General features: G+C 53.4%; 25 protein-coding genes. 24 read left to right on the forward strand and 1 reads right to left on the reverse strand.

The genetic code is table 11. The features are described 5' to 3' along the window. Positions 1-18 precede the first annotated feature (18 nt). The 19 genes from motC (at position 19) to folD (ending at position 17,529) form a co-directional block, all read left to right on the forward strand. The gene (gene motC, locus E6C51_RS08285) at positions 19-1,311 is read left to right on the forward strand and encodes a chemotaxis protein MotC (protein ID WP_230987126.1); all 1,293 of its coding nucleotides are present in this window, start codon (positions 19-21) and stop codon (positions 1,309-1,311) included. 2 nt (positions 1,312-1,313) lie between these two features. Next, a complete protein-coding gene (gene fliK, locus E6C51_RS08290; protein ID WP_190235631.1) occupies positions 1,314-2,906 on the forward strand; it encodes a flagellar hook-length control protein FliK in 1,593 nt (530 codons plus the stop codon). Beyond that, complete coding sequence (locus E6C51_RS08295) at positions 2,836-3,417, forward strand: transglycosylase SLT domain-containing protein (RefSeq protein WP_190235632.1); 582 nt, start codon at positions 2,836-2,838, stop codon at positions 3,415-3,417. Before fliK ends, E6C51_RS08295 begins: the two co-directional genes overlap by 71 nt. Positions 3,418-3,766: 349 nt before the next feature. Further along, a complete protein-coding gene (gene rem, locus E6C51_RS08300; protein ID WP_146931838.1) occupies positions 3,767-4,438 on the forward strand; it encodes a transcriptional activator Rem in 672 nt (223 codons plus the stop codon). 127 nt (positions 4,439-4,565) lie between these two features. Beyond that, a complete protein-coding gene (locus E6C51_RS08305) occupies positions 4,566-5,828 on the forward strand; it encodes a flagellar hook protein FlgE (RefSeq protein WP_146931835.1) in 1,263 nt (420 codons plus the stop codon). Between the two features lie 24 nt (positions 5,829-5,852). Continuing rightward, a complete protein-coding gene (flgK, locus tag E6C51_RS08310) occupies positions 5,853-7,307 on the forward strand; it encodes a flagellar hook-associated protein FlgK (RefSeq protein ID WP_146931832.1) in 1,455 nt (484 codons plus the stop codon). A gap of 3 nt (positions 7,308-7,310) precedes the next feature. Continuing rightward, positions 7,311-8,378: a flagellar hook-associated family protein gene (locus E6C51_RS08315; protein ID WP_146931829.1), complete on the forward strand. Its 1,068-nt coding sequence runs from the start codon at positions 7,311-7,313 to the stop codon at positions 8,376-8,378. 34 nt (positions 8,379-8,412) lie between these two features. Then, complete coding sequence (gene flaF, locus E6C51_RS08320) at positions 8,413-8,760, forward strand: flagellar biosynthesis regulator FlaF (RefSeq protein ID WP_146931826.1); 348 nt, start codon at positions 8,413-8,415, stop codon at positions 8,758-8,760. After that, a complete protein-coding gene (flbT, locus tag E6C51_RS08325) occupies positions 8,757-9,206 on the forward strand; it encodes a flagellar biosynthesis repressor FlbT (protein ID WP_146931823.1) in 450 nt (149 codons plus the stop codon). The genes flaF and flbT overlap by 4 nt, the downstream gene beginning before the upstream one ends. Then, positions 9,197-9,640, forward strand: a complete 444-nt coding sequence (flgD, locus tag E6C51_RS08330; RefSeq protein ID WP_190235633.1) for a flagellar hook assembly protein FlgD — start codon at positions 9,197-9,199, stop codon at positions 9,638-9,640. Before flbT ends, flgD begins: the two co-directional genes overlap by 10 nt. A 193-nt stretch (positions 9,641-9,833) precedes the next feature. Next, a complete protein-coding gene (gene fliQ, locus E6C51_RS08335; protein ID WP_146931817.1) occupies positions 9,834-10,100 on the forward strand; it encodes a flagellar biosynthesis protein FliQ in 267 nt (88 codons plus the stop codon). Between the two features lie 134 nt (positions 10,101-10,234). Continuing rightward, positions 10,235-12,325, forward strand: a complete 2,091-nt coding sequence (flhA, locus tag E6C51_RS08340) for a flagellar biosynthesis protein FlhA (RefSeq protein WP_146931814.1) — start codon at positions 10,235-10,237, stop codon at positions 12,323-12,325. Further along, on the forward strand, positions 12,322-13,074 hold the full coding sequence (locus tag E6C51_RS08345) for a flagellar biosynthetic protein FliR (RefSeq protein WP_146931811.1): 753 nt from the start codon (positions 12,322-12,324) through the stop codon (positions 13,072-13,074). The genes flhA and E6C51_RS08345 overlap by 4 nt, the downstream gene beginning before the upstream one ends. Before the next feature lie 12 nt (positions 13,075-13,086). Continuing rightward, positions 13,087-13,500 carry a hypothetical protein gene (locus E6C51_RS08350; protein WP_146931808.1) on the forward strand — a complete coding sequence of 138 codons (414 nt, stop codon included), beginning with the start codon at positions 13,087-13,089 and terminating at the stop codon, positions 13,498-13,500. Between the two features lie 172 nt (positions 13,501-13,672). Beyond that, positions 13,673-14,242: a rod-binding protein gene (locus E6C51_RS08355; protein ID WP_230987128.1), complete on the forward strand. Its 570-nt coding sequence runs from the start codon at positions 13,673-13,675 to the stop codon at positions 14,240-14,242. 162 nt (positions 14,243-14,404) lie between these two features. Beyond that, a complete protein-coding gene (locus E6C51_RS08360) occupies positions 14,405-14,770 on the forward strand; it encodes a hypothetical protein (protein ID WP_146931801.1) in 366 nt (121 codons plus the stop codon). Next, a complete protein-coding gene (locus tag E6C51_RS08365) occupies positions 14,770-15,306 on the forward strand; it encodes a hypothetical protein (RefSeq protein WP_190235634.1) in 537 nt (178 codons plus the stop codon). The genes E6C51_RS08360 and E6C51_RS08365 overlap by 1 nt, the downstream gene beginning before the upstream one ends. A 200-nt stretch (positions 15,307-15,506) precedes the next feature. After that, a complete protein-coding gene (locus E6C51_RS08370; RefSeq protein ID WP_230987131.1) occupies positions 15,507-16,424 on the forward strand; it encodes a WecB/TagA/CpsF family glycosyltransferase in 918 nt (305 codons plus the stop codon). Positions 16,425-16,629: 205 nt separating this feature from the next. Next, on the forward strand, positions 16,630-17,529 hold the full coding sequence (folD, locus tag E6C51_RS08375; protein WP_190235775.1) for a bifunctional methylenetetrahydrofolate dehydrogenase/methenyltetrahydrofolate cyclohydrolase FolD: 900 nt from the start codon (positions 16,630-16,632) through the stop codon (positions 17,527-17,529). On the opposite strand, the gene E6C51_RS08380 is transcribed toward folD, so the two are convergent. Next, entirely contained in the window at positions 17,530-18,561 is a 1,032-nt protein-coding gene (locus E6C51_RS08380) for a LacI family DNA-binding transcriptional regulator (protein ID WP_190235635.1), read from the reverse strand. Between the two features lie 280 nt (positions 18,562-18,841). On the opposite strand from E6C51_RS08380, the gene E6C51_RS08385 reads away from it, so the two are divergent. The 5 genes from E6C51_RS08385 to E6C51_RS08405 all read left to right on the forward strand — a co-directional run bounded on the left by E6C51_RS08385 (position 18,842) and on the right by E6C51_RS08405 (position 25,324). Next, positions 18,842-20,203, forward strand: coding sequence for an ABC transporter substrate-binding protein (locus tag E6C51_RS08385; protein WP_190235636.1), 1,362 nt, complete (start codon positions 18,842-18,844; stop codon positions 20,201-20,203). A 99-nt stretch (positions 20,204-20,302) separates the two neighbouring features. Then, the gene (locus E6C51_RS08390) at positions 20,303-21,313 is read left to right on the forward strand and encodes a carbohydrate ABC transporter permease (protein WP_190235637.1); all 1,011 of its coding nucleotides are present in this window, start codon (positions 20,303-20,305) and stop codon (positions 21,311-21,313) included. A 1-nt stretch (position 21,314) separates the two neighbouring features. Further along, the gene (locus E6C51_RS08395) at positions 21,315-22,460 is read left to right on the forward strand and encodes a carbohydrate ABC transporter permease (protein ID WP_190235638.1); all 1,146 of its coding nucleotides are present in this window, start codon (positions 21,315-21,317) and stop codon (positions 22,458-22,460) included. Between the two features lie 89 nt (positions 22,461-22,549). After that, a complete protein-coding gene (gene bglA, locus E6C51_RS08400; RefSeq protein WP_146931788.1) occupies positions 22,550-24,211 on the forward strand; it encodes a beta-galactosidase BglA in 1,662 nt (553 codons plus the stop codon). Positions 24,212-24,235: 24 nt separating this feature from the next. Further along, a complete protein-coding gene (locus tag E6C51_RS08405) occupies positions 24,236-25,324 on the forward strand; it encodes an ABC transporter ATP-binding protein (RefSeq protein WP_190235639.1) in 1,089 nt (362 codons plus the stop codon). The last annotated feature ends 112 nt before the right edge of the window (positions 25,325-25,436 follow it).

Here is a 25,436-nt window from a genome sequence, read left to right on the forward strand (position 1 = left end):
CTATTGTGTGGCGTTGCCATGGTGCTGAATGCTGTCAGCGTCATGGCTGCTGACCAGGCGGCCGGTAGCGACAATCTACCGCCCTATCTCATGGTGCGGTCGTTGCAGTTTGTGCAGGATTCTGTGGTCATGGGAGATCACTCTGCGGCTGACATGCAGCGGTTTGTTCTTGCAAAGATTGACAAGAGGCTCCGCGCTGCTGACCCGTCCGAGTTCCGGGATCCGCGCAATGTGGATGCGGCGCTGATTTACACCATGAGCGGTGGCAATCCCGCGACACTGGAATACCTTGTATCGCGCGACGTTGATGGTCATTTTGACAATCGCGTCACGGAAGTCTTGCGCAAATACCTCAGCGGTAAAGGGGTTCTTATTACCAATACTCTGGCCGATATGGTCGGAATCTACAAGAATACGCGGATTGGTGCTTATCTTGCGCTTGTTGCAGGCAATGTGACCTTGGTGAAAGACCCGGCTGGCGCGCTGAAATTTTATGATATGGCTCGTCTATTGACGCCGGGGACGATTGTGGAGGAGGCGGCGCTTCGTCGCTCGTTCTCTCTGGCCATCGAGACTGGTCAGGTTCAAAAAGCGATGAAATACGCCAATCGTTATGCGCGCCGCTTTCTGCATTCGCCTTATGCAAACCAGTTTGCGGATATGCTGGTGCAATTGATTGTCGACCATTTCAAGCAAATGGACGAGCAGGATGTTCTGGCAACCCTGGCGACAATGGACCCGGCACGACAACGCGAGATTTATTTGCGCATTGCGCGGCGCGCGTCAATAAACGGCAATCCGGAGCTTGCGGCGCTGGCGGCCGACCGTGCGCAGGCCTTGGCTGGCTTGCCCGGCGGAACCGATCCACAGGCGCTTCTCTATGGTGGTCTGGCGCTCATTCCAACCACAGATGTGCGCAGCGCACTCAAGACAATTGAGGGTCTGAAAGAAAGCGAGCTTTCAGATTCTGACAAGGCACTTCTCGCAGCAGCCCGCAAGGTCGCGGAGGACATTGTGACCTTGCCGACGGCTGCACCCGCTGTGGAGGCACCACCTGCTGAACCCAAGCCTGAGGTATCTGCGCCCAGTGCGGGAGCAGATGTTCAGCAGGATCCCACGGCACCTCAGGCTTCTAAGGTGCAGGCGGCGGCGCAACCGCCCCAGCAAGGCCAGTTACAACGCCAGTTACAGGGCCAACCCGTTGTGACGGACAGTCCAAAGCCGGATCCCGCCTTTGACGCTTTCTTGAGCAATGGCCGTAGCAAGCTTGATGAAATTGATAACCTTTTAAAACGCAGGGGTGGAGAATAATTATGGCTGTTACCGTTTCATCGCCAAAAGCTTCAGACATTCCGACAGCCTACCCTGGTTCGCGCACGGAGCCGTCCTCGGCCCCAAGCGGCGGCTTTCGCTCGGCGCTGGAGGGTACATCCGCAGCACGTGAGCGGGGAAAGCGCGCTTCGGACGATGATGATCAGCAGGCGGAGGCTACACGCACCGCGGGCGATGCCCAAGATCGCGCAAAGAGCGAAGACAACCCCAAGCTGACCATCACTGCCGCCTGGAATAAAAAGAGTGATGATACTGTTGCTTCAGGGAAAACAACGCAGTTGAACGTTGATGCGCAGACGGCTGATGTTGCCGGTTCCGCCAAAGATGCTGCGACCACTCTTGCGGAGCTGGTGGCAGCCATGACGAAGACTGATGATGCCAGCGCCATCAATAAGGATGCAGTCAATAAGGATGCGACAGACGACGCTGCGAACAAGACCCCGGTAAAGCCGGGCGACAAGGATAATAATCAAATTGCGGCGCGTGCAGCGGCCGAGCAGGTCGTAGAAGCTGTGATGGCTGGAGCGGACGGTGCGAAGCCGACTGTAAAATTGCCATCGAACACCAAAACTGAGGCGAAGGATGCGGACGACGGCTCCAAACCCGCGCTTTCTCAGAAGGATGCCATCCCGGGTGCCCAGGACGTGTTGTCCTTGCTGGTCCAGGCGGCTCCAACGCAAACCGCAGTGCTGCCACAGCAGATCACACCGGCAGCCGATGGTCAGACAAAGCAAACTGTTGGCGGAAAGCTGAAAGACGGACTTGAGGCAAAAGTGGGCAATACCGTTCTTGGCAAGGCTTCGGATGATGTAGCCCAGCCAACAGCTGCGGCAACACCAACATTGCGCAGCAGTGCCGCGGATGCATTGCATATGGTGACAGCGGACAGCCCCGATCGAGTTGGCAAAGAAAGTGACTCATTGAAGGCCGCAGATTCTGCCACTCTTCGAAATTCAGCCATGATGCAAACGGTCGAGGTCGTTGATAGCCGACGGATCATTGCGCCGGTGAGCACCAGCAATGGCGCGAATATTGCCGCGACCATGACGGGCGACAGTGAGTGGTCGTCTGTCCTGCGCAGCCACGCAGCAAGCGATGTGGATATCCCGGACAGGCTGACAACTGATAAGACACTGAATACGTTGACAATCAAAATGACACCGGAAAGCCTTGGCACGGTCACGGCGAATTTGAAGATGGTGGATGGTCAACTCACCGTCAGCCTCGTGGTCGAGAACGGAACGGCCTATCGTAAACTGCACGAGGACCATGGCGACTTGATCAAATCGCTCAAATCGCAAGGACTGAGCGTTGATCAGATTCAGATCAGTATTGCCAGCCCGGAAAAATCGAGCAGTGACACCGCGCAGAACAACAGCCAGAATCAGCCAAACAATCAGAGCCTTGCACAGCAGAACAGCAATGGGCAAAATCATGCTGGCCATCGCCAGCAGACCCGGGCATCATTTGATAACTTTGGGCAACCGTCTGGAGGGATGGCCGATGACGCAATGTCTCCTGGTGCGTCTGGCGCAGGCAATAGCGGTTCTGGCTCTGGTCAGCTTTACCTCTAAGGCAGGCTTTGCTGCGGCCCCTGCGGGGCTTTGTGAGCGAGAAATCAGCCGTGCAGCCATCAAATATGGTATCCCCGAAGGCATCCTCTATTCTGTTGGATTAACAGAAACGGGGCGCAAGGGCTCACTCCAGCCCTATGCCCTCAATGTCGAGGGGCTACCACTTTTTCCCGGCTCGTTGAATGAGGCCTTGCGGACCTTTCATCTTGCCAAAGACATGGGTGGAAAACTGATTGATATAGGTTGTATGCAGATCAATTACCTCTATCATCACGAAAATTTTCGCTCAGTGGAAGAGATGTTTGATCCAAAACTTAACGTGGAATACGCCGCCGAGTTTCTCTCAAAACTGCACAAGAGGCACGAAACCTGGACCATGGCTGTGGCACGGTATCATGCCGGGCCGAACAATAATCCGGCTCAAAAGCAGTATGTGTGTCGGGTTATCAGCAATCTGGTTGCCACTGGTTACGGCAACTGGACGGCGAGTGCGCGTCAATTTTGTCAGTGAAAAACGTCCGTGCTGGCGGACAAATCGGGATGCATCGTCATCGATATGTTGGTGCGTTGTCAGCAAACACAACCATAAGCCTATTGCCCGTCGAAAAAATGACAAAAATAAAACGCATTTTGGACCGTGACAGGCACTGATTTTGGTCATGCATTGACCGTTGCCGTTAACCTTTTTGATGTCTAAATTGTGCCGAGTTTGAGCATGTGACACAAGATGTGGTGCAAATCACCCCTCAAAGGTTAAGCAACTATTAATAACTATCATTAACTTTCCACAGTTGTCGTTCAGAGCCGCGATTCGTACCCATTGACGTGTAGAAACACCACACTGATTCGGAGGCGGACGAATGATCGTAGTGGTTGATGAGCGCGAGCTCGTTAAAGACGGTTACACGTCATTATTTGGACGTGAAGGCATACCATCAACCGGGTTTGATCCGGTTGAATTTGGCGAATGGGTTGCATCTGCAGCTGATTCAGACATTGCAGCAGTCGAGGCATTTTTGCTTGGTCAAGGAGATCGCACAGCCGATCTTCCGCGTGCCATTCGAGATCGCACGACAGCACCGGTGATTGCAGTCAGCGATCATCCTTCGTTGGAGGCAACGCTTGCGTTGTTCGACAGCGGCGTGGATGACGTTGTGCGCAAGCCAGTGCATCCAAGAGAGATCCTGGCACGGGCGGCGGCTATTCGGCGCCGGTTGAAGGCTGTGGCCAATTATTCGGAAATTGGCGCAATTCGCGTCTATTCCGATGGGCGCGACCCGGAAATTGATGGTGAGATTTTTGCTTTGCCACGCAGAGAGCGTCGCATTCTGGAATATCTTGTCACCAACCGTGGACGTCGTGTTTCCAAATCGCAAATCTTCAATGCGATTTATGGCATCTTCGACGAAGAAGTTGAAGAAAATGTGGTTGAAAGCCACATCAGCAAGTTGCGTAAAAAACTGCGCAAGAAGCTCGGTTTCGATCCTGTCGATTCCAAGCGCTTCCTTGGTTACTCCATTGATTGGAAATAATATTTTGGCGGTTCGCCGCCAAAATTTCTGGCCTTGCATTCAATTTGCCATAAGCGTTCACTGAAACAGCTTCACGCAAGGCCCATTTCATAATCTTCTCACACGACGATCGAATTGGGGACGTGGCATGAGCCTTTCAGGCAGTATGAATTCAGCCGTATCTGGTTTGCAGGCGCAGTCCAGCAAATTGAGTACAGTGGGCGACAACGTCGCAAACGCCGATACAACAGGCTACAAGCGAGTCGAAACTGCGTTTTCCAGTCTTGTTGTTGGCTCTGCCGGATCAGGCAGTTACAATTCCGGTGGCGTGCAAACCACGACCACCCAGACAATTTCGCAGCAAGGTTCCTACCTGTCCACGACATCCGCCACGGATCTTTCGATCAAGGGTGACGGATATTTTGTGGTTCAGAACAACCAGGGCGACATTTTCCTGACGCGTGCCGGCGATTTCAAGCAGGATGCGAGGGGTTATCTCGTCAACTCTGCTGGCTATACCCTTTTGGGCTACTCTTATGCCAATGGTGAGCCAGCATCCGTTATCAACGGTTTTGATGGCCTGCAACCTGTGAAGGTTAACCTGGACAAGGGGCTTGCGACAGCGACCACCGCAGGTACAATTTCGGCGACCCTGAACTCGTCGAAGCCTGTGCACACGGGCAATGCTCCATCGAACAACGTTGCGACATCAACCTATACGGACAAAAGTTCGATGGTTGCGTACGACGCCTTTGGTAACTCGGTACTGTACGACATTTACTACACGAAGACGGCCAACAATGAGTGGAGCGTTGACGTTTACCGCAATTCTGATGCAACGCCAGGCTCGGGTTTCCCTTACAGCACGCTGTCTGTTGCGCATCAGGACATCAAATTTGATGCAACCCAGAAGCTTGATGCTGCCAGCCCGAAAACTCTGACGCTCTCGGACACGCATATTATACCGACACTGGGAATTACGCTCGATCTGAGCTCGATGACCCAGAGTAATATTTCGTTCAGCTCGCAGGGCACATTGAATGGTAACAAGGCCAGTGCTGGCGGCACCATTAGCATCGACAATAAGGGGAGCATCACCTCGACGAGTTCCGATGGTGTTGTTTCGAGCCTTTACAAGGTGGCCATGGCCAATGTGGCCAGCCCGGACAATCTCAAGTCTGTGAGTGGTACGGCTTATCAGGTCACGGCGGCTGCGGGAACAGTTGTGGTCGGCTTTGCCAACACTGGCAGTTTCGGCACCATCAATTCCAGAACGCTTGAAGCATCCAACGTCGATCTTGCTTCCGAATTGACAAACATGATCCAATCTCAGCGTAGCTACAGCGCCAACTCCAAGGTGTTCCAGACGGCTGCTGATATGTTGGATACTCTTATCAGTTTGAAGCGTTAATCGTTACAATGTAAAGGCAGTATCATGACGCTCTCGACTACTATGAACACGGCAAATGGAATTTTGGGCAACTCCAGCACCCAATCGCAGGTGGTGTCCAAGAATATTTCCAATTCCCAAACTGTGGGCTATGTAAAGCGTGATGCTGTCACCGTTGTGAACGCCACGGGTGGGTCTACGGTCAAGATTATCCGCGCTGAGGATGTTGTTTTACAAAAACAAATGCTCACGGGGCAGTCTACAGCCGAAGGCCAGGCGACGCTCAACAAGGGGCTTGACCAGTTAAAGGCCCTTCTTGGTGGCAATGATTATGACTTGGCACCAAGCACCTATATCTCCAAACTCCAGACGGCCCTGCAATCTTACGCAGCGCAGCCGAGTGAGACAACTCTTGCTCAGACGGCTGTGAGTACAGCTCAGGATCTCGCCAATTCGATTACGGCGACATCACAGGGGATTGCCAAGATCCGTGTTCAGGCAGATACGGACATCAAGGGTGGCGTTGATAGTCTAAATGATTTGCTGTCGCAGTTCATGACGGTGAACGAAGCTGTCATCAAGGCAAAGGCCGCGGGCGAAGACCCAAATGATGCCCTTGATCGTCGCGATAAGCTGGTTTCGGATATTTCCAAGCTCGTTGGCGTGTCAAAGACCGAACGCCCTAATGGCGACATGGCCCTTTACACCAATGAAGGCACTGTGCTGTTTGATAAAATTCCGCGTTCAATAACCTTCGATCCACGGGGATCTTACGGCGCTGGCATTGCGGGCAACTCGGTCTATATCGATGGTGTTCCTCTGAAGGCGGGCGTTGGTGGCAATACATCTGCGCAAGGCTCATTGGCAGCAAACCTGCAAATTCGCGACACGATTGCACCTCAGTTTGAGCAGCAATTGGATGAAACATCCCGTTCGCTGATTTCGATGTTTTCTGAAAAAGAAAAAGCCACGGGCAATAATCCCATGCCTGGTTTGTTTACCTGGCAAAATGGAACAACGCCACCGGCTGGCGCGCTTCAACCAGGCATTTCGGCAACCTTTGCTGTCAATCCGGCTTATGTGAAGGAGCAGGGTGGAGATCCTGTTCGATTGCGCGATGGCGGTGTCAATGGCGCATTGTATAAATGGAATACTGACAATACCGCCAGTTATTCTACTCTTCTTAACGGTTATGTGGCGGCTTTTGATACAAAGGTCGGCTTTGATGCAACGGTTGGTTTGGAAAGTTCTGCTACGGTAGGCAAATATGCCGCAAGCTCCGTTGGCTGGCTTGAGGCTTATCGTTCAACCGCGGATTCGGCCAACGAGACAAAAGCGGCACTGTCGCAAAGGGCCACTGAGGCCTATCAGAATAAGACCGGCGTGAGCCTCGACGAGGAATTGTCGAAAATGCTGGATATTGAACAATCTTATAAAGCATCAGCCAAACTGATCAGTACCGTTGATGAAATGCTGAAATCGCTCCTGGGGATCGCGTAAGTCATGAAGACATCAAGCATATCCAGTCTGACAATTCAAAATGCTATGCGGCTCACGATTGCTGATGCGCAAAAGCAGATGTCCGACGCGCAGAAAGAAGTTACGACGGGTAAATATGCAGATGTCGGCACGGCTTTGGGCGCAACAACATCAAATGCCGTCGATTTGACGAGTGATTCCTTGAGGCTGCAATCGCTGATCAGCACGAATTCAATCGTGAACACGCGGCTTGATGCATCCCAGAGCGCGCTTAATCAGATCGCAACCTCCGCACAAAACATTCAGCAGACTCTGGTTGGTCTGGGCAATAGCTATGAGAGCATCACACTCAGCTCGGCGAAAAAGTCCGTGAACGATGCGCTCGACATGTTTATTTCCGCGGCAAACACATCGGTGAACGGGGAATATCTGTTCTCCGGCGTCAATACTGATGTGAAGCCAATGAGTGACTACAATGCCGTGGATTCAGCCGGAAATCCATCTGCCGCCAAACAGGCATTCAGAAACGCCTTTTTCACGACATTTGGTATGAATCCGGAAGATCCAGGTGTGAGCTCCATCACGCCTGCCGCGATGAATAACTTTTTGACCAATACGCTGGAGCCCATGTTTACCGGTGCCGGCTGGAACACCAACTGGTCTGCCGCTTCGGATGATACAATGACAAGCCGGATCAGCAAGACCGAGACGGTGCAAAGCTCGACATCTGCCAACACCAATGGCTTTCGCTATCTCGGCCTGGTGGCCGTGGTCGGTAGTGAGATACTGGCGTCCAATTTCTCCGCAGAAACCCGCACCGCCATGGTTAACAAAGCGGTCGAATATTCGGGCAAAGCGGTGTCGGGCATTAATGAAGATCGCACGAAGCTGGGGTTGTCGCAGCAGCGCGTTAAAGAAGCGAATACCTCTTTGGGCGTGCAGAAAGACATTATCGAGACCCAGCTCGGCAAACTTACGGGTGTTGATGTCTACGAGGCATCAACACGTCTCAACAACCTGAAGTCTTTGATTGAAACGTCATACAGCTTAACATCGAGACTGCAGAAACTAAGCCTTGTAAGCTATCTCTGATGATCAGAGATAGGCAGGAGTAAAGGAAATCTAGATGTACCAGTTTTCCTACAATGAGATCATGGAGGACGGAGTCGCCGACGCCAGAGAGCGTGAGCGACAGGTTCTTGAAAGGTCGATGGAACTGCTGGCCCAGGCACGTGATGCCGGACGTTACGGGCGCGAAAGCATTGAGGCTATCTATTATACGCGGCGTGTGTGGATCCGCTTTATTGAGGATCTGAAACAGCCGGACAATCAGCTTGGCACGGAATTGCGTGCCAATCTTATCTCAATCGCCCTTTGGATATTGAAGGAATGCGACCGCATCAGACAGCGGGAGTCCGAAAATTACCAAGGCATTATCGATGTGGCAACCATCATCAGGGATGGACTTAAATGAAGAGCACCTTGCGAATCTCGCTGAAATCCGGGGAAAGAATCTTTATCAACGGTGCAGTGTTGCGCGTTGATCGCAAGGTTGCCCTTGAGTTTCTGAACGATGTGACATTCCTTTTGGAAAACCACGTGCTCCAGCCGGAAGACGCCAACACGCCTCTGCGCCAGCTGTACTTCATTGCCCAGATGATTCTGATCAACCCGGAAGGCAAAGAGCAGACGCTCTCCATGTTCCGCAAGTCGATTGTGATGTTGCTGACCTGCTTCCAGGACGACGAAGTTCTGGCCGAATTGAAGCGCATTGATGCCATGGTTGCGTCGGGTCGCGCCTTTGATGCTCTGAAGGCGATTCGTGGTCTTTATCCAATCGAAGACCGGATTTTGAACAATCAGGAAATGACACCTGGTACCATCGAGCAGATTCGTCGGGAAATTGCACCATGGCGGTAACAAGCACAGACCCTGTCGGCAGCGCGACTGCTTCTACGGCGACCTTCACGAACCCTTGGGCCAATGCGTCGGCAAACTCCGACGCGGCCAGCGCTTCGATGAACTACAACAGCTTCCTAAAGCTTCTGGTTGCGCAAATGCAAAATCAGGATCCGACAAAGCCAATGGATGCAACATCGCAAATCCAACAGCTTGCAACCTTTTCGCAAGTTGAGCAGTCGATCAAAACCAACACTTTGTTGCGCAGCATGCTGCAAGCGGATGCTTTGACAAAGGCTGGCGATATGATTGGCAAGACCGTGACAAGCTCCGACAATGCGACAACGGGCGTTGTTTCGGATGCGAAGGTGAGCGATGGTGCAGTGACGCTGACCACGGCAACTGGCGGTTCTATCAACCTGGAAACGGGTGTGAAAATCTCCAAGGGGTCTTAATGGATGTATTGCCGTTTGCCGGCTCTCATCCACCGTCAACAACAAGGCCTGAAGCCAATTTGGGTTCAGGCACACTGGTTAAGACGACCGGAAGATGATATCGTTTCTCGAAATCGGTCATAGGCATCGTTGCGTGCTGTGCAGTAGATGATTATCATGACCTTTGCGGGATAATGCCGCAGGAGAGACGTCAATGAATGAAGCTGATGCGCTTGATATTATGCGCACTGCCGTCTGGACAATCTTGATCGCTTCGGGGCCTGCCGTTCTTGCGGCCATGATTGTGGGTGTTACCGTCGCGCTTATTCAGGCCCTGACTCAGGTTCAGGAAATGACACTGACATTTGTGCCAAAAATTCTGGCAATCCTGATCACCATCGGCATTACGGCTCCCTTTGTCGGAGCGCAGATCTCGCTGTTTGCCAATCTGGTGTTTTCACGGGTACAAACCGGCTTTTGATGCCGCCCCTCTTTTGCCGTGCCTTCTTTTGTCGTGCCTGACCATCTTCGCGCAAGCTTTCTTCTATAGCTCTATCCGTAGTATGGGCGGATAATGTTGATCCGCCTCCTTCTCATGAAGAGACGGAACAGGATATGGCGCAAGCACCCACGACTGGAATCCCTCTAAAAATACCATCGAATGGCCGAGATATCGGCTTTGCGTTGGGTATTGTTACGATCCTCTGCATTCTCTTTTTGCCGATTCCTCCCTTCTTGATCGATATGGGATTGGCATTTTCGATTGCTTTTTCCGTCTTGATTCTGATGGTGTCTTTGTGGATCCAGCGTCCGCTTGATTTCTCGTCTTTCCCGACCATTTTGCTGATTTCGACTATGATCCGTCTGTCGCTCAATATTGCGACGACGCGCGTGATTCTATCGCATGGTCATGAAGGCCACGGGGCGGCGGGTAATGTCATTGCCGGTTTCGCCAGTCTGGTCATGTCCGGCGATTTTGTGATCGGTTTGATCGTCTTTGCCATTCTGGTCACTGTGAACTTTATCGTTATCACCAAGGGTGCCACCCGTATCGCCGAAGTTGGCGCGCGCTTTACCCTTGATGCTATTCCTGGCAAGCAGATGGCCATCGATGCCGATTTGTCGGCGGGCAATATCGACGAAGTGGAAGCTCAGCGTCGCCGTAAAGAACTGGAGCAGGAAAGCTCTTTCTTCGGTGCCATGGACGGTGCGTCAAAATTCGTCCGTGGTGATGCGATTGCCGGTCTGCTGGTCACGGCCATCAACATCTTTGGTGGTATCGTTATCGGCTATTTCCGCCATGGTATGCCGATTGGCGAAGCCGCAGACGTCTTCGTTCGCCTCTCGGTGGGTGACGGTCTTGTTTCGCAAATTCCTGCTCTGATCGTATCGCTCGCCGCAGGCTTGCTGGTGACGCGCGGTGGCAATGCGGGCTCGGCTGACGAAGCGGTTATCGACCAGCTCAGCGGCTACCCTCGGGCGTTGACGGTTGCTTCGGGCCTGATGTTTTTGCTGGCGGTTATTCCGGGTCTTCCTTTGTTGCCATTTGCTACTCTGGGCGGCCTCATGGCCTTTGGGAGCTGGTATATTCCGCGTCAGGTGGAAGCTGCCAATCTGGCCAAGCGGCAGATGGAAGAACAAAAGGTTAGCCAGATCAAGGAAGCCGACAAGGATTCGGTCAAGAGCGTGCTCAAGACCTCTGAAATCGAGCTGGCGCTTGGCAAGCTGGTATCAACCCGCCTGCTGGGCTCGCATCAGGAACTGGCCTTCCGCGTTGGCAAGATGCGCAAGAAATTCGCCAGCCAATACGGTTTTGTGGTGCCGGAAATCAAGGTGTCCGATGATATCGGCATTCCTGATAAATCCTATCACATCCGCATTCATGGAACGACGATTGCCTCCAATATCCTGCGCCTTGGCGAAGTGCTGGTGGTTACCGGCAATGGCCGTAAGCCGCGGATTCCAGGTGATGAAATTCGCGAACCAGCCTTTGGCATGCCCGCCGTATCGATCATGGAAACCTTTACGGAAGATCTGAAGCGTGAAGGCTTCCATCCGATCGACAATGTATCGGTGGTTCTGACCCATCTCAGCGAAGTCATTCGCAACAATCTGCCGCAGCTTCTGTCCTATAAGGATGTCAAAATCCTGATTGATCGGCTCGATCCTGAATACAAGAAACTGGCCGATGAAATCTGCTCGTCACATATGTCCTATTCCGGTCTTCAGGCCGTTCTCAAACTGTTGCTGGCCGAGCGCGTTTCTATCCGTAATCTTCATCTTATTCTCGAGGCGGTGGCCGAGCTTGCGCCGCATGTGCGCAAAACCGAGCAGATTGTTGAGCATGTGCGTGTACGCATGGCGCAGCAGCTTTGCGGTGACTTGACCGACAATGGGGTGCTGCGGGTTCTGCGTTTGGGCAGCAAGTGGGATATGGTGTTTCACCAGGCCCTCAAGCGTGACAATAAGGGTGAAGTTGTCGAATTTGATATTGACCCGCGCTCGCTTGAGGAGTTTAGCGAACAGGCAAGCAAAGTCATTCGCGAGTTCATGGATCGTGGCCTGCCTTTCGTGCTTGTCACGTCGCCAGAAACACGGTCTTATGTGCGCATGATTATAGAACGACTTTTCGCAACCTTGCCCGTGCTGTCTCACGTCGAGCTGGCCAAGGGCATCGAAATCAAGATCCTGGGATCCATTTCATGATCACAGACCCACAAGGAACAGTGCTTGCACTGTTCCTGGTCTTTTGTCGCATTGGTTCTTGTTTTATCACGCTGCCGGGATTTTCCTCTTCGCGCGTTCCTCCGCAGGTGCGCCTTCTGATCGCGGCGGGCGTGTCTATGGCCTGTCTGCCTTTGTTGTGGGATACGGTCTATCCCAAGGTGCAGGGCGGCGGTGTTATTTATATCGCCCTGATTGGCACTGAAGCGCTGATTGGTGCGATGTTTGGGCTGATTGCGCGTTTTTTCTCGCTTGGCCTGCAATTCGCCGGTTCCATTTTGACCATGATGATTGGCTTTAATGGATCGCCTGCACCAGATGTTTTGGAAGATTCGAGCGAAAATCAGCTCACCAACATGATCAGTTTTTGCGGGCTGATGATGTTGTTCATCCTGGATTTTCACCACGTTGTTTTTCGTGTGTTGATTGATAGCTACAATGTTATGCCCATGGGCGGGGTTCCCAATACCCAAAAAATGCTGATCACGCTCACCGACACCATCGCCAAAACCTATTTGCTCATGCTGCGGCTGACCAGTCCCTTCATTATTTATGGTCTGATGTTCAACGTCGGGGTTGGCCTGGTCAACAAACTGGCCGCGCAAATTCCGATTTACTACATCTCCGCACCCTATTTGATCGGTGGCGGTTTGCTGCTGGTCTATTGGTCGATTGGTGCCATGATGCACCAGTTTGCTTTGGCGTTCATGCCCATGATGCTTGGCAATTGATGAGGGTGTGCGATGGGACCGGCCAAAAAATCTCAAAAACTGAAACGACTGGTGGCCGTGCAACGGCATCTGGAAAAAATTGCCGAGCTGGATTTGGCCGATACTGCCCGCCAGCGTCAGGAGATCTCGGCTGGCCTGAACAGGGTGATTGACGCGCTTGGATCGATGGATCCGGTTCATCGGCTCTTTGCACAATCCTATGCCGAACGCTTCTCACGCCTGTCCAGTGATGATCGGCGTATGGCAGACGTTCAGCGCGTGCAGGAAAATGTCGTTTTGCGCCAGCGTACCAAAGCGGAGCGGCTGGAGGACAAGATGATTGAGGCCAGAGATCATGAAGATCGCGAAGCACAAGACAACACGCTTCAGGACTTAATTGATCTGACGTTCGCTACGCCAGCCTCCAGCAAGGTTCACGAGAGATAGTTATCCCAATGCACTAACCTATAGCCATTCTGATTCATGATGTGGGATCGGGGGCTGTATGAAAAGCGCCAATCAACCTCGCCGAGGCGAATGGATGCTTTGGCGCGTTTTGGCAAAATCTGATTTTCAGGGGACGAATACGGTGGCAATTTCTCCTTCAAGCGACCTTGTTATGGATGTTGTGCGAGCAGCGGATCCTTCCGCGATGGCCGAGGCGCAGCAAAAGCTTCAATCTGCGAAAGCAAGCCTTCAGGCCTCGCGTCTGAATGAAAAAAATGCTGGCTTTGAAGTGGCGATGAACACCATGAACAGTGCCGCTGCAGATGCGGGCCTCGGTAATCGTGCGACCAATGCCATCAAGACCGAAGATATTCCAAAGCCATACCGCCAGTATGAAGGTGTCGTTTTGCAAAACTTCATTTCCAGCATGCTGCCCAAAGACAGCGAGGCGGTTTTTGGCAAGGGCAATGCCGGTGAGATTTGGAAAAGCATGATGGCTGAGCAAATCGGCAACACAATTGCCGAGCGCGGCGGTCTTGGCATTGCAAAGCAGATGTATGCTGAGGAATTGTCAAAAATCAGAAACAAGGGCGCGCAGAACGTCACGACCGGTGCCGCTGACAAGCATCTCTCGCAACTGCGACTGGATGAAATCGAGCGCAAAGCGCTTGGTTTTGACAAAGCCAATGAAAATAAATTCGGTCAAGTGTTTGCATCCAGCATTGGATCAACAACGGCCTGAGCCTGCAAACCGGTATCAGCAGGTGATAATCTCCGGACGTTCCTGCTGAATTCCAAGCCCTTTCCAAGCCATTGAGCCTTCTTATAGCTCTTGACGTAAAAACATCTTGGTGATGCGTGTTTTGTGCTGCGCCTTCTCCAAGGATTCAAGGACGAAATTTACATGGAACATGTGTCCAACGATTACCGGATCAAGACAGTTCTCGGACGACTGGAAATGATTGTCGATAATGAGAATGTGCGGATCGGTACAGACCCGGAATTCGACCTTAAAGTGTCAAATGCCCACAAAAGTCGTTGCTTGTATGAATTGACCATGCTGTTTCGGGATACGGATCCAAAGGAAGTTGCGGACAATTATGTTGAGCAGATGCATGACCTCAAGCAGAAGCTGGCGCTGAATGCCCGCCGGGTTGAGGCCCATCTGCATGCCGTGCGCGCCGTTGCCGATATCTTGCGCAACGCCGTGGAAGAGGCTGACGGCGATGGTACGTACAGTCAGGAACAGTTTCTGTTCAGGGAAAATTGATGATCAAGATTGTCCTCGCGGGTGTCTGGGCCTGCATTGCCACGCTGGTTGCCGTCTATTTTTCGGTTCAGTTGGCCACCGCTCCTGCTCCTGCCGATGACGGGAACAAAAAGCCTGAACTGGAACTGGTTCGGGGAGAAGCCGTGACAATACCCGTCTTTTCCGACGGGAGTGTCAAAGGGTACTTTCTGTGTCGTTTTTCCTTTATGGTTCAAAAGGAAAAAGTTGAAAGCATCAAGCTGCCTCTGCCGCCGATGATGACCGATGAATTGTACCGGCTTTTGGTTGATAACAAAATCGTCGATCTGACCCAGGCAACCAAACTGGATGTGGAGGGCTTTCGCAACACCATCAAGGCCGATCTGAATAAGCATTTGGGTGATGGCGTGATTGCCGAGGTGCTGGTTGAGCAACTGGATTATCTTGCCAAGGCAGAAACGCAGGATGGTGGTGGCAAGCCAAAGCTGAAGCCAGCGGTGAAAATTGTCGAAGGCCAGGATCCTGCCGCGAAAACGGCCGAAAAATCCGGTCATTGAGCATAAACTTATCAGAAAACGGCGCTGCGAAGCGCCGTTTTCTACCTGCGAGAATGACGCAGCAGATTAAAAGCGTTACAGCGCTGTCGATGATTAAATTTTCCTTAAGCGGGAATGCGCAATTGTAGTGCGCGAGTTAAATCAGGTTTTATCCTTGGATGGTAATCTGAAACCAGTTTCAATCTGGTTCTCCAAGGTATATGAACAGAATTCACCAAAACTCAGTTGCCGTATTGGATGCTGATGAACAGGTTAACACTGCGCGCCTTATTCATCGGGTGCGGCAGGATCTGTCCCTCAATCTGCTGCGTCTTGGGCCATCCCCCTCTGATGATGAGTTCAGTCCGATGAATCTGATTGCCGCCGCAGAAAAGCTTGCTCGCAAGAAGAACATGTTTGGCGTGGATGTCTTCGATTTGTCGTGGGCGTCGGCGCTCAGCCTGATGGCGCAATATGCCTCAACCCGTGATGCGCATGCAAAGGTGTCGTTCCTCAACGCCAACAATGTCAATATCATGCTGGAGGATGAGGCCTATTTTCGGGTGCTTTCGCATCATCTTGTGCTTGCCGACGGTATTGGCATCGATCTGGCCGCAAAAATGCTGGATGGCGAGGCTTTTGCAGCCAATCTGAATGGAACGGATTTCATTCCAGCGCTCCTGACCTATCTGGAGAAGCCAAGCCGGATTGGGCTTTTGGGGGCCAAGCCGGGCGTTCTTGCCGGTGCAATTGCCAGTTTTCGCAAGCATACGCCTTGGCACCAGTTCATTCCGGTGGCCGATGGCTATTTTGATGCCGATGAATTGCCCGTCATTCTGGAGCGCCTGAAAGAAGCTGATCTCGATATTCTGCTGGTTGCCATGGGCACACCATTGCAGGAAAAATGGATCGACGAGCATATCAATCAGAGCCACGCCCGGCTGGTTTTCGGTGTGGGTGCGTTGTTTGATTTTGTCTCGGGCACTGTGCCGCGCGCACCTGTGTGGATGCGCAAGCTGCGATGCGAGTGGCTTTATCGGCTGACCCGTGAGCCAACCCGGCTGTGGCGGCGTTATATTATCGGCATTCCGGTGTTTCTTGCACATGTTTTGCGCTTCAGGCGGCGCAAAGCTGGATAAGCTGCGGTGTCTGGCGATTGAAGAAATCGCTGATCACCGATGTTTTTTCTTTTGATGGGCTTTGGACGGTGGTAGCTACTGCGTGGCGCTTTAAATAGCGCAAATTGTGCAGCAGATGAAAGATTACGGCGCATTCTGTGCGGTTTATAAAACGCAGGGCGCTATAATGCCGACCGATGAAGCTTTCAGCAAAGGGAATGCAGACGTGGCGACGGTGATTGACGGAAAACAGGTGGCGGCTTCGGTAATCGAGGCGATCAAGGCGAGCTCCGAGACGTTTGTGAGCGAAACCGGCGAGAAAATTGGCCTTGCAGTGGTGATTGTGGGCGACGATCCTGCCAGTCACGCTTACGTCAATTCCAAAGGCAAAATGGCCAAGGAATGTGGTTTCAACTCCATTCAGCATACATTGCCAGAAGAAACCACGCAGCAAGAGCTGCTGTCGCTGATTGCCGAGCTGAACAATGATGCCAGCATCCACGGCATTCTGGTGCAATTGCCTTTGCCAAAGCATTTCGATTCAGACGCGATTATCCAGTCCATCCTGCCGGAAAAGGATGTCGATGGCCTGCATATTGTCAACGCTGGCAAGCTGGCGACTGGCGATCTCAAAACCGGGTTGATTTCGTGCACACCGGCAGGCTCGATGTTGCTGGTGCGTCAAATCCATGGTGATGACCTCTCCGGCCTCAATGCGCTGGTGATTGGCCGCTCCAACCTGTTTGGCAAGCCGATGGCGCAGCTCTTGCTGAATGCCAATGCCACAGTCACCATGGCCCATTCCCGCAGCCGCGATTTGCCAGTCCTTGCGCGACAGGCCGACATTCTGGTGGCAGCCGTTGGCAGACCGGAAATGGTCAAGGCCGATTGGGTCAAGGACGGGGCAACGGTGATTGATGTGGGCATCAATCGTGTACCGGCTCCCGAAAAAGGCGAGGGCAAGAACAAGCTGGTGGGCGATGTTGCCTTTGCGGAGTGTGAGCCAAAGGCAGGGGCCATCAGCCCTGTTCCCGGCGGTGTTGGCCCGATGACCATTGCGATGTTGATGGCCAATACGGTGATTACCGCCTATCGCAGTGTCGGCAAGCAGCCGCCAAAATTTTAATTACACGCTGTTTGGTGCTGGGCCGGTTGAGGCCCGCACCACCAGTTCAGCCTGCCAGAGCTCCTGAAGGGGAGGGCCAGAGGTTGGCGCTGTCAGATCGGCAATCAGCCGTTCGGCAATGCGCCGACCGGCATCACGCAAAGACGAGCGGGTGGTGGTCAGGGGAACACGGAAATGTTCAGGTTTCAGCAGAGGCAGGTCATCGTCATGGGCGATGACGGAAATATCCTCGCCGACCACCAGCCCGGCATCATTGATGGCGCGCACAGCCCCCAAAGCCAGCACGGTACTGGCGCATAAAATCGCTGTTGGTGGTTGCTGCTGGCGCAACAGATCGGTCATCACCAGATAGCCATGCTCATCTGTCATCACAGTGTTGCTGGTTGCCGATGGTAGCAGATGCAGGCCGGCATTTTTGAGTGCCCGCTCGACACCCATTTGGCGGCGCACGGCAAAATCCAACTCCTTTGGTCCATTCAGAAGTGCGAAATGGCGATGGCCCAGGTCCAGCAGCATTTTTGTCGCATGGGCAAAGGCTGCTTCATTGTCGACATCGAGATAGGGATAGTCCTCGGCGACGCCAAAGGAACGGCCATGGACGATGAAGGGAACCGAGAGCGATTTTGCCATGGCGATACGCGGATCATTGGCCCGCAGATAAGCCATGTAATAGGCATCAACCGCGCCGCTGTGCACAAGGCCGCGGATGGCTTGCTCTTCTTTGGACGGATGGGCCGGAATGATCACGAAGTGAAATTCATGGGCCAGGCATTCCTGCGCCAGCCCGTTTTGAAATTCGGCAAAGTGAATATCTGAAAAGCGGTCTTCTGACACCGGCATAACCAGACCCAGCGAGCCAGCCTTGCCGGTGGCCAGACGCAAGGCAGCCCGGCTGGGCCGATAGCCCGTCTCGCTTGCGGCCTTTATCACCCGTTCGCGCGTTTCCGCATTCACCTCGGGATAGCCGTTCAAGGCGCGGCTGATCGTGGTCTGCGACAAGCCCAGCAGCTCCGACAATTGTTTCAGATTCACCGGTGTAAACTCTCCCATGCGCGTCCCAAAGCGCTTTAATAGATTACTATTCCTGTTGAGGCGTGCAACCGAAAAGAACATTTGTCCAGCGCAATGCTGTTTTCCACCCATTCGCTGGCCGTTGATTACAATTTTAGCGTCCGCGCGAAAAGAGCTTGACTCAGTGGCAAACTATGGAAACAATCGGCCCCCAAAGCGCTTTGAAAGCTTTGGAATGTGACAGGGTAGGATTGTTGCAGGCTGGGAGCAAAGTGCAGGATTGAAGCAAGGGAGGCTTTCCATGAAGACCCGTTTTTTGTTGGGGGTTGCAGCCGCGTGCCTTTTGGCAGGCAGTGCCGGTGCCGTTGATTTGAAGTTCAAGCCCGGTGAGGATAAGAAGTTCAATTGGGCCAGCTATGAGGAATTTGCCAAAGCGCATCCTCTGAAAGGTCAGACGCTGACGATTTTTGGCCCATGGCGTGGCGAAGATCAGGCGCTGTTTGAATCGGTGCTGAATTATTTCCGTGAGGCCACCGGTGCCGATGTGAAATATTCTTCCTCTGAAAATTATGAGCAGCAGATTGTTATTGATACGCAGGCCGGTAGCCCGCCCAATATCGCGATTTTGCCGCAGCCGGGTCTGATTGCCGATCTCGCCGCCAAGGGTGCGCTGGTGCCGCTGAGTGCGGATACCAAAAAATGGCTTTTGGACAATTATGCCGCTGGCCAGTCCTGGGTTGATCTCTCAACCTATAAAGGCAAGGACGGCAAGGAAGCCATCTATGCTTTCCCCTACAAGATCGATGTGAAGTCGCTGATCTGGTACGTGCCGGAAAACTTTGAGGATGCGGGCTATAAAGTGCCCAAAACCATGGAAGAGCTGAAGGCGCTGACCGAAAAGATTGCCGCCGACGGCGGCGTGCCATGGTGCATTGGTCTGGGTTCTGGCGGTGCCACCGGCTGGCCGGCAACCGACTGGGTTGAGGATATGATGCTGCGGCTCTATCCCGCCTCTGACTATGATAAATGGGTGAAAAACGAGATCAAGTTTGATGACCCAAAGGTGGTGAAAGCCATTGAGGAATACGGCTGGTTCTCGCGCAATCCAAAATTTGTTGATGGCGGCACGGCCGGTGTGGCTTCAACCGACTTCCGCGACAGTCCCAAGGGCCTGTTTACCTCGCCGCCCAAGTGCTATCTGCACCATCAGGCGTCGTTCGTGCCATCCTTCTTCCCGGAAGGCACGGTGGTGGGGCAGGATGTTGATTTCTTCCCGACCCCCAATTATGCCAGCAAGCCAGAACTGGGCAATCCGGTTGAAGGCGCAGGCACGCTGGTGATGATCACCAAGGAAAATCCGGCGGCCAAAGCCTTTATCGACTTCCTCAAAACCCCGATTGCCCACGAAGTGTGGATGGCGCAATCCAGCTTCCTGACACCATTCAAGGGTGCCAATCAGGATGACTATGCCAATGCGCCGATGAAAAAGCAGGGGCAAATCCTGCTTAACGCCACCACGTTCCGCTTCGATGCGTCCGATTTGATGCCGGGCAAAATTGGGGCCGGTGCCTTCTGGACCGGCATGGTCGATTATGCGGGTGGCAAATCTGCCGATGACGTTGCCAAAAGCATTCAAAAAGCCTGGGATGGCCTGAAAAACTAAACCACGGCGAGGAACCGCTGCAAATTTCGTGCAGCGGTTCTGATTGTTGCACAACGATAACAAACAGGCTGCATACGACCGGACGGGGAGGAGAGGGCTGTGGAACAATTGCTCAGCGCATTGGTAACAATTTTGATCGGCGTCGGGGGGGCGCTGGTCTATTTCTTTGGCTCAAACCTGATCCTCGATCGGATTTTTCCAGCCAATGCGTCTGATCTGAGTGTTGCCTCGCGCAATATGCGCGTGGCGGCGCTGGTGCGGCCCTGGCTATTTTTGGGTCCGGCGCTGATCTCGCTGGGTGTCTATCTCGTCTATCCGTTGTTTGCCTCGATCATCTATTCCTTTCATGGCCGCGATGGCGTGGAATTTGTCGGGCTGGATAATTACCGCTGGCTTCTTTCTGATCGCGAATTTCGCGAATCCATCTTCAACAATATCCTGTGGTTGATTGTGGTGCCGACCTTTTCCACCCTGTTCGGCTTGATCATCGCCGCCCTGACGGATCGCATCTGGTGGGGCAATATTGCCAAGTCGCTGATCTTCATGCCGATGGCGATTTCCTTTGTTGGCGCATCGGTGATCTGGAAATTCGTCTACGATTACCGCGACGCAGGCACCGCCCAGATCGGCTTGCTCAACGCCATTGTGGTCTATTTCGGTGGCAATCCGCATGTGTGGATCTCCATGCCGTTCTGGAACAATTTCTTTTTGATGGTCATCCTGATCTGGATTCAGACCGGCTTTGCCATGGTGCTGTTGTCAGCGGCCTTGCGCGGTATATCGGAAGAAACGGTGGAAGCGGCGGTGATCGACGGGGCTAACCCGTGGCAGATTTTCATCAAGATCAAAGTGCCGCAAATCTGGGGAACCATTGCCGTGGTGTGGACCACCATCACCATTCTGGTGTTGAAGGTGTTCGACATTGTTTTGGCCATGACCAATGGCCAATGGCAGAGCCAGGTTCTGGCCAATCTGATGTTTGACTGGATGTTCCGAGGCGGTGGTGATTTTGGGCGCGGGGCGGTGATTGCCGTGGTCATCATGCTGATGGTGGTACCGATCATGGTGTGGAACATCCGCAATGCGCGGCGCGAAATGAAGGGCCACTGATATGAGAACCAAAGCCCTTTCACCTCTGAACATTGCCGTTCATCTCTCTGTCCTGCTGCTGGTGATCCTGTGGACCCTGCCAACGCTTGGTATTCTCGTCACGTCGCTGCGCGATAAAAACCAGATTGTCGCCTCCGGCTGGTGGACGGCGCTGTCCAGCTCCAGCCAGAATTCCATGTATCGTGCGCCGGGAGCGGACGCTCAAAAGCAAGATGGCAACCTCTTTGTCATTGCTGGTAATATTCTCGAAGGCGCTGGCGGCACGGTGACGGGCTTTGGCACCAGCAGCCTCAAGCCCGAAGAATATAAAGCAGGCGAAACTGCCGATCTCAAGGATGGCGAAAAGCTGACGGTTGAGAAAAACGGTGATTTTCGCCTCACCTCCGAGACAAAATTTGAAGGCAATCGCGGCCAGCGTATTTTCTACACGGCCACCACGCCGCCGCGCTTCACGCTGGATAATTACCGCACGGTGTTGTCGGCAGAAGGCATTGGTCGTTCCTTTCTCAATTCGCTTACAGTCTCCATTCCGGCCACCATCATTCCTATTCTGGTGGCGGCTTTCGCGGCCTATGCGCTGGCGTGGATGCCGTTTCCGGGTCGCTCCCTGCTGCTGGCGGTGATTGTCGGCCTGCTGGTGGTGCCGTTGCAAATGTCGCTGATCCCGCTACTCAGAATGTATAACGACATCGGCTTGTTTTTTGGCGTGCCTTCAAAGACTTATCTCGGCATATGGCTGGCGCATATGGGCTTTGGCCTGCCGCTCGCCATCTATCTGCTGCGCAATTACATTGCGGGCCTGCCGCGCGAAATCATGGAATCGGCCAGGGTGGATGGTGCCAGTGATTTCGAGATCTTCATCAAGATCGTGTTGCCGCTGTCCTATCCGGCGCTGGCGTCCTTCTCGATTTTCCAGTTTCTCTGGACATGGAACGATTTGCTGGTTGCCATGGTTTTCTTAGGGACTGGCAATGATGAATTGGTGTTGACCGGACGTCTGGTCAATCTGCTCGGCTCGCGTGGCGGGAATTGGGAAATTCTGACGGCTTCTGCCTTCATCACCATCATCGTGCCGGTTTTGGTGTTTTTTGTCTTGCAACGCTATCTGGTGCGCGGCCTGCTGGCCGGTTCCGTCAAGGGTGGTTGATGTTGCGCTTTTGGTTTGTCGCATTTTTGAGAGCAAAATTTTGAAACCTGTTTGCTCGAAATGCGTCTCTTCTAACAGGATGATTGTTTATGAATGCACATTTTTCCCCGGTGTCTGCCGCTGAAAAGGATTGGTGGCGTGGTGCGGTGATCTATCAGATTTACCCGCGCTCCTTTCAGGATTCGAATGGCGACGGCATTGGCGATCTGAAGGGCATTACGGCGCGTCTGTCGCATGTAGCAACGCTGGGTGCGGACGCCATCTGGATTTCGCCCTTCTTCACATCGCCGATGAAGGATTTTGGTTATGACGTGTCCAATTACACCGATGTCGATCCGATGTTCGGCTCGCTCTATGATTTCGATGCCCTGATTGCCGAGGCCCACCGCTTGGGCATCAAGGTGATGATCGATCTGGTGATTTCCCATACCTCCGATCAGCATCCCTGGTTTATCGAGAGCCGCTCCAGCCGGTTTAATTCCAAATCGGACTGGTATGTCTGGCACGATCCCAAGCCGGATGGCACGCCGCCCACCAATTGGCTGTCGATTTTTGGTGGCTCTGCCTGGCAGTGGGATGCCACGCGCATGCAATATTACATGCATAACTTCCTGACCTCGCAGCCGGATTTAAACCTGCACAATCCGCAGGTGCAGGATGCCGTGCTGGAAGCCGTGCGCTTTTGGCTCAAGCGGGGTGTGGATGGTTTCCGTCTGGATACCATCAATTTCTATTTCCATGACCGGCTGTTTCGCGACAACCCGCCTTTGGCACCAGAGCGGCGCAATGCGGCAACGGCACCTGCTGTGAACCCCTATAACTTCCAAGACCACATCTATGATAAAAACCAGCCGGAAAATCTCGAATTTCTGAAGCGCTTCCGCGCTGTGCTGGAAGAGTTTCCAGCCATCGCTGCCGTGGGTGAAGTTGGGGATGGCCAATACGGTCTGGAGATTGTTGGCCAATACACGTCTGGCCATGACAAGATGCAGATGTGCTACGCTTTTGAGTTTCTCGCCCCCGATCCTTTGACACCGGCGCTGGTGGCCAATACGCAACAGGCCTTTCAGAAGGCCGCACCAGAGGGCTGGGCCTGCTGGGCGTTTTCCAACCACGATGTGGTGCGCCATGTGACCCGCTGGGGTGCGGAGGTGTCTGACCGCGAAGCCTTTGCCAAGCAGATGGCTTCCATTCTTCTCACCCAGCGCGGGTCGGTGTGCATCTATCAAGGCGAAGAACTGGGCCTGACCGAGGCCGACATTGCCTATGAAGATCTTCAGGATCCCTATGGCATTCAGTTCTGGCCCGAATTCAAGGGCCGCGATGGCTGCCGCACGCCGATGGTGTGGGATTCGCTGGCCCATCACGCAGGCTTCAGCTCTGGCGAAAAGCCATGGTTGCCCATTCCGCTGGAACATACGCTCCATGCTGTCTCCACCCAGGAGCACAAGAGCGACAGCGTGTTTGAACATTACCGCCGCTTTCTGCACTTTCGAAAGGAGCTGCCTGCGCTGATCAAGGGCGAGATCGCCTTCCATACGGTGAGCGAAACCGGTCTGGTTTACAGCCGCTCGCTGGATGGCCAGACGGTGCTGTGCGCCTTCAATCTCTCGCCGGACGCGGCCGAATTGCCGTTGCCAGAAGCAGACTGGCAGGCGTTGGAGGGTCACGGGTTCGAAAGCTCCGTTACGGGCGGCAAAGTCAGCCTGCCGGGCTGGGGTGCCTATTTTGCGCTGCGGAACCAAAAATAAACAAAGAGAAGAAGGGGGAGGATCATGGCTAGTCTGGTTCTGAAAGATATCCGCAAGGCTTATGGCGAGGTCAAGGTCTTGCATGGCATCAACCTTGAGATCGAGAAAGGCGAGTTTGTGGTGTTCGTTGGCCCCTCGGGCTGCGGCAAATCCACATTGCTCAGAATGATCGCGGGTCTTGAGGATATCACCAGCGGCGAGATGATGATTGACGGCCAAATCGTCAATGAGGTGCCGCCCTCCAAGCGCGGCATTGCCATGGTCTTCCAATCTTATGCGCTCTATCCGCACATGAGCGTCTACGACAATATGGCCTTTGGCATGCGGATTGCGGGTGAGAGCAAAACGGAGATTGATCGGCGTGTGCGGGCTGCCGCCAGCATTCTCCAGCTTGAAACCTATCTTGACCGCCTGCCCAAGGCGCTTTCCGGTGGTCAGCGCCAGCGCGTGGCCATTGGCCGCGCCATCTGCCGTGATCCAAAGGTGTTTTTGTTCGACGAGCCCTTGTCCAATCTGGATGCAGCGCTGCGCGTTGCCACCCGCATCGAAATCGCCAAGCTCAGTGAGCAAATGGCGGATACCACGATGATTTATGTCACCCATGATCAAGTGGAGGCCATGACGCTGGCCGACCGCATTGTGGTCTTGTCCGCTGGCCGTATTGAGCAGGTTGGCGCGCCGCTGGAGCTTTACGAGCGTCCGGCCAATCTCTTCGTTGCGCAGTTTATTGGCTCACCTGCCATGAACATCCTGCCAGCCACCGTTGTTGAGGGCGGTTCCAGCACCCGGATTGCGCTTCGCGACAAATCGGTGATCTCCGTTCCCATTGCCACGGATGCGGCAGAGGCGGGCAAGGCCTGTAGCTTTGGGGTGCGGCCGGAGGATTTGACGATTGCCGCCGATGGGCTGTCATTGTTCGAAGGCACGGTCTCTCTGGTCGAGGCTTTGGGCGAGGTCACGATGCTTTATGTCGACGGTCCGATAGAAGACCAGCCCGTTGTTGTGAAGCTGCCCGGCATCGCCTCCATCTCCAAGGGCGATAGACTGCGGTTTGCCGCAAAGCCTGACAAGCTGCACCTCTTCGATGCTGCTGGGCAAAGCTACAAGCGTTGATCTGTTGATATTATGAGTGCATTAACCAATCAGGTAAAGAACTCATCCCCCCGAATAATGGTGGGTTCTGCGCTCATTTTCTGTTAAGCTCACTCTTCTAGCGTAAGGTCAT

Origin of the sequence: Gillisella terrae (assembly GCF_004801395.1) — a bacterium.
In the GTDB taxonomy this organism is placed as follows: domain Bacteria; phylum Pseudomonadota; class Alphaproteobacteria; order Rhizobiales; family Rhizobiaceae; genus Allorhizobium; species Allorhizobium terrae.

Excerpts from the sequence above, each read along its gene's own strand:
- motC (WP_230987126.1), top strand. The coding sequence starts at position 19 with ATGGTGCTGAATGCTGTCAGCGTCATGGCTGCTGACCAGGCGGCCGGT.
- E6C51_RS08305 (WP_146931835.1), top strand. The coding sequence starts at position 4,566 with ATGAGCCTTTCAGGCAGTATGAATTCAGCCGTATCTGGTTTGCAGGCG.
- E6C51_RS08360 (WP_146931801.1), top strand. The coding sequence starts at position 14,405 with ATGGAACATGTGTCCAACGATTACCGGATCAAGACAGTTCTCGGACGA.
- E6C51_RS08385 (WP_190235636.1), top strand. The coding sequence starts at position 18,842 with ATGAAGACCCGTTTTTTGTTGGGGGTTGCAGCCGCGTGCCTTTTGGCA.
- E6C51_RS08295 (WP_190235632.1), top strand. The coding sequence starts at position 2,836 with ATGACGCAATGTCTCCTGGTGCGTCTGGCGCAGGCAATAGCGGTTCTG.
- E6C51_RS08315 (WP_146931829.1), top strand. The coding sequence starts at position 7,311 with ATGAAGACATCAAGCATATCCAGTCTGACAATTCAAAATGCTATGCGG.
- flbT (WP_146931823.1), top strand. The coding sequence starts at position 8,757 with ATGAAGAGCACCTTGCGAATCTCGCTGAAATCCGGGGAAAGAATCTTT.
- flaF (WP_146931826.1), top strand. The coding sequence starts at position 8,413 with ATGTACCAGTTTTCCTACAATGAGATCATGGAGGACGGAGTCGCCGAC.
- bglA (WP_146931788.1), top strand. The coding sequence starts at position 22,550 with ATGAATGCACATTTTTCCCCGGTGTCTGCCGCTGAAAAGGATTGGTGG.
- flgK (WP_146931832.1), top strand. The coding sequence starts at position 5,853 with ATGACGCTCTCGACTACTATGAACACGGCAAATGGAATTTTGGGCAAC.
- fliK (WP_190235631.1), top strand. The coding sequence starts at position 1,314 with ATGGCTGTTACCGTTTCATCGCCAAAAGCTTCAGACATTCCGACAGCC.
- fliQ (WP_146931817.1), top strand. The coding sequence starts at position 9,834 with ATGAATGAAGCTGATGCGCTTGATATTATGCGCACTGCCGTCTGGACA.
- E6C51_RS08365 (WP_190235634.1), top strand. The coding sequence starts at position 14,770 with ATGATCAAGATTGTCCTCGCGGGTGTCTGGGCCTGCATTGCCACGCTG.
- E6C51_RS08345 (WP_146931811.1), top strand. The coding sequence starts at position 12,322 with ATGATCACAGACCCACAAGGAACAGTGCTTGCACTGTTCCTGGTCTTT.
- flhA (WP_146931814.1), top strand. The coding sequence starts at position 10,235 with ATGGCGCAAGCACCCACGACTGGAATCCCTCTAAAAATACCATCGAAT.
- E6C51_RS08350 (WP_146931808.1), top strand. The coding sequence starts at position 13,087 with ATGGGACCGGCCAAAAAATCTCAAAAACTGAAACGACTGGTGGCCGTG.
- rem (WP_146931838.1), top strand. The coding sequence starts at position 3,767 with ATGATCGTAGTGGTTGATGAGCGCGAGCTCGTTAAAGACGGTTACACG.
- E6C51_RS08405 (WP_190235639.1), top strand. The coding sequence starts at position 24,236 with ATGGCTAGTCTGGTTCTGAAAGATATCCGCAAGGCTTATGGCGAGGTC.
- E6C51_RS08395 (WP_190235638.1), top strand. The coding sequence starts at position 21,315 with ATGAGAACCAAAGCCCTTTCACCTCTGAACATTGCCGTTCATCTCTCT.
- flgD (WP_190235633.1), top strand. The coding sequence starts at position 9,197 with ATGGCGGTAACAAGCACAGACCCTGTCGGCAGCGCGACTGCTTCTACG.
- E6C51_RS08355 (WP_230987128.1), top strand. The coding sequence starts at position 13,673 with ATGGATGTTGTGCGAGCAGCGGATCCTTCCGCGATGGCCGAGGCGCAG.
- E6C51_RS08370 (WP_230987131.1), top strand. The coding sequence starts at position 15,507 with ATGAACAGAATTCACCAAAACTCAGTTGCCGTATTGGATGCTGATGAA.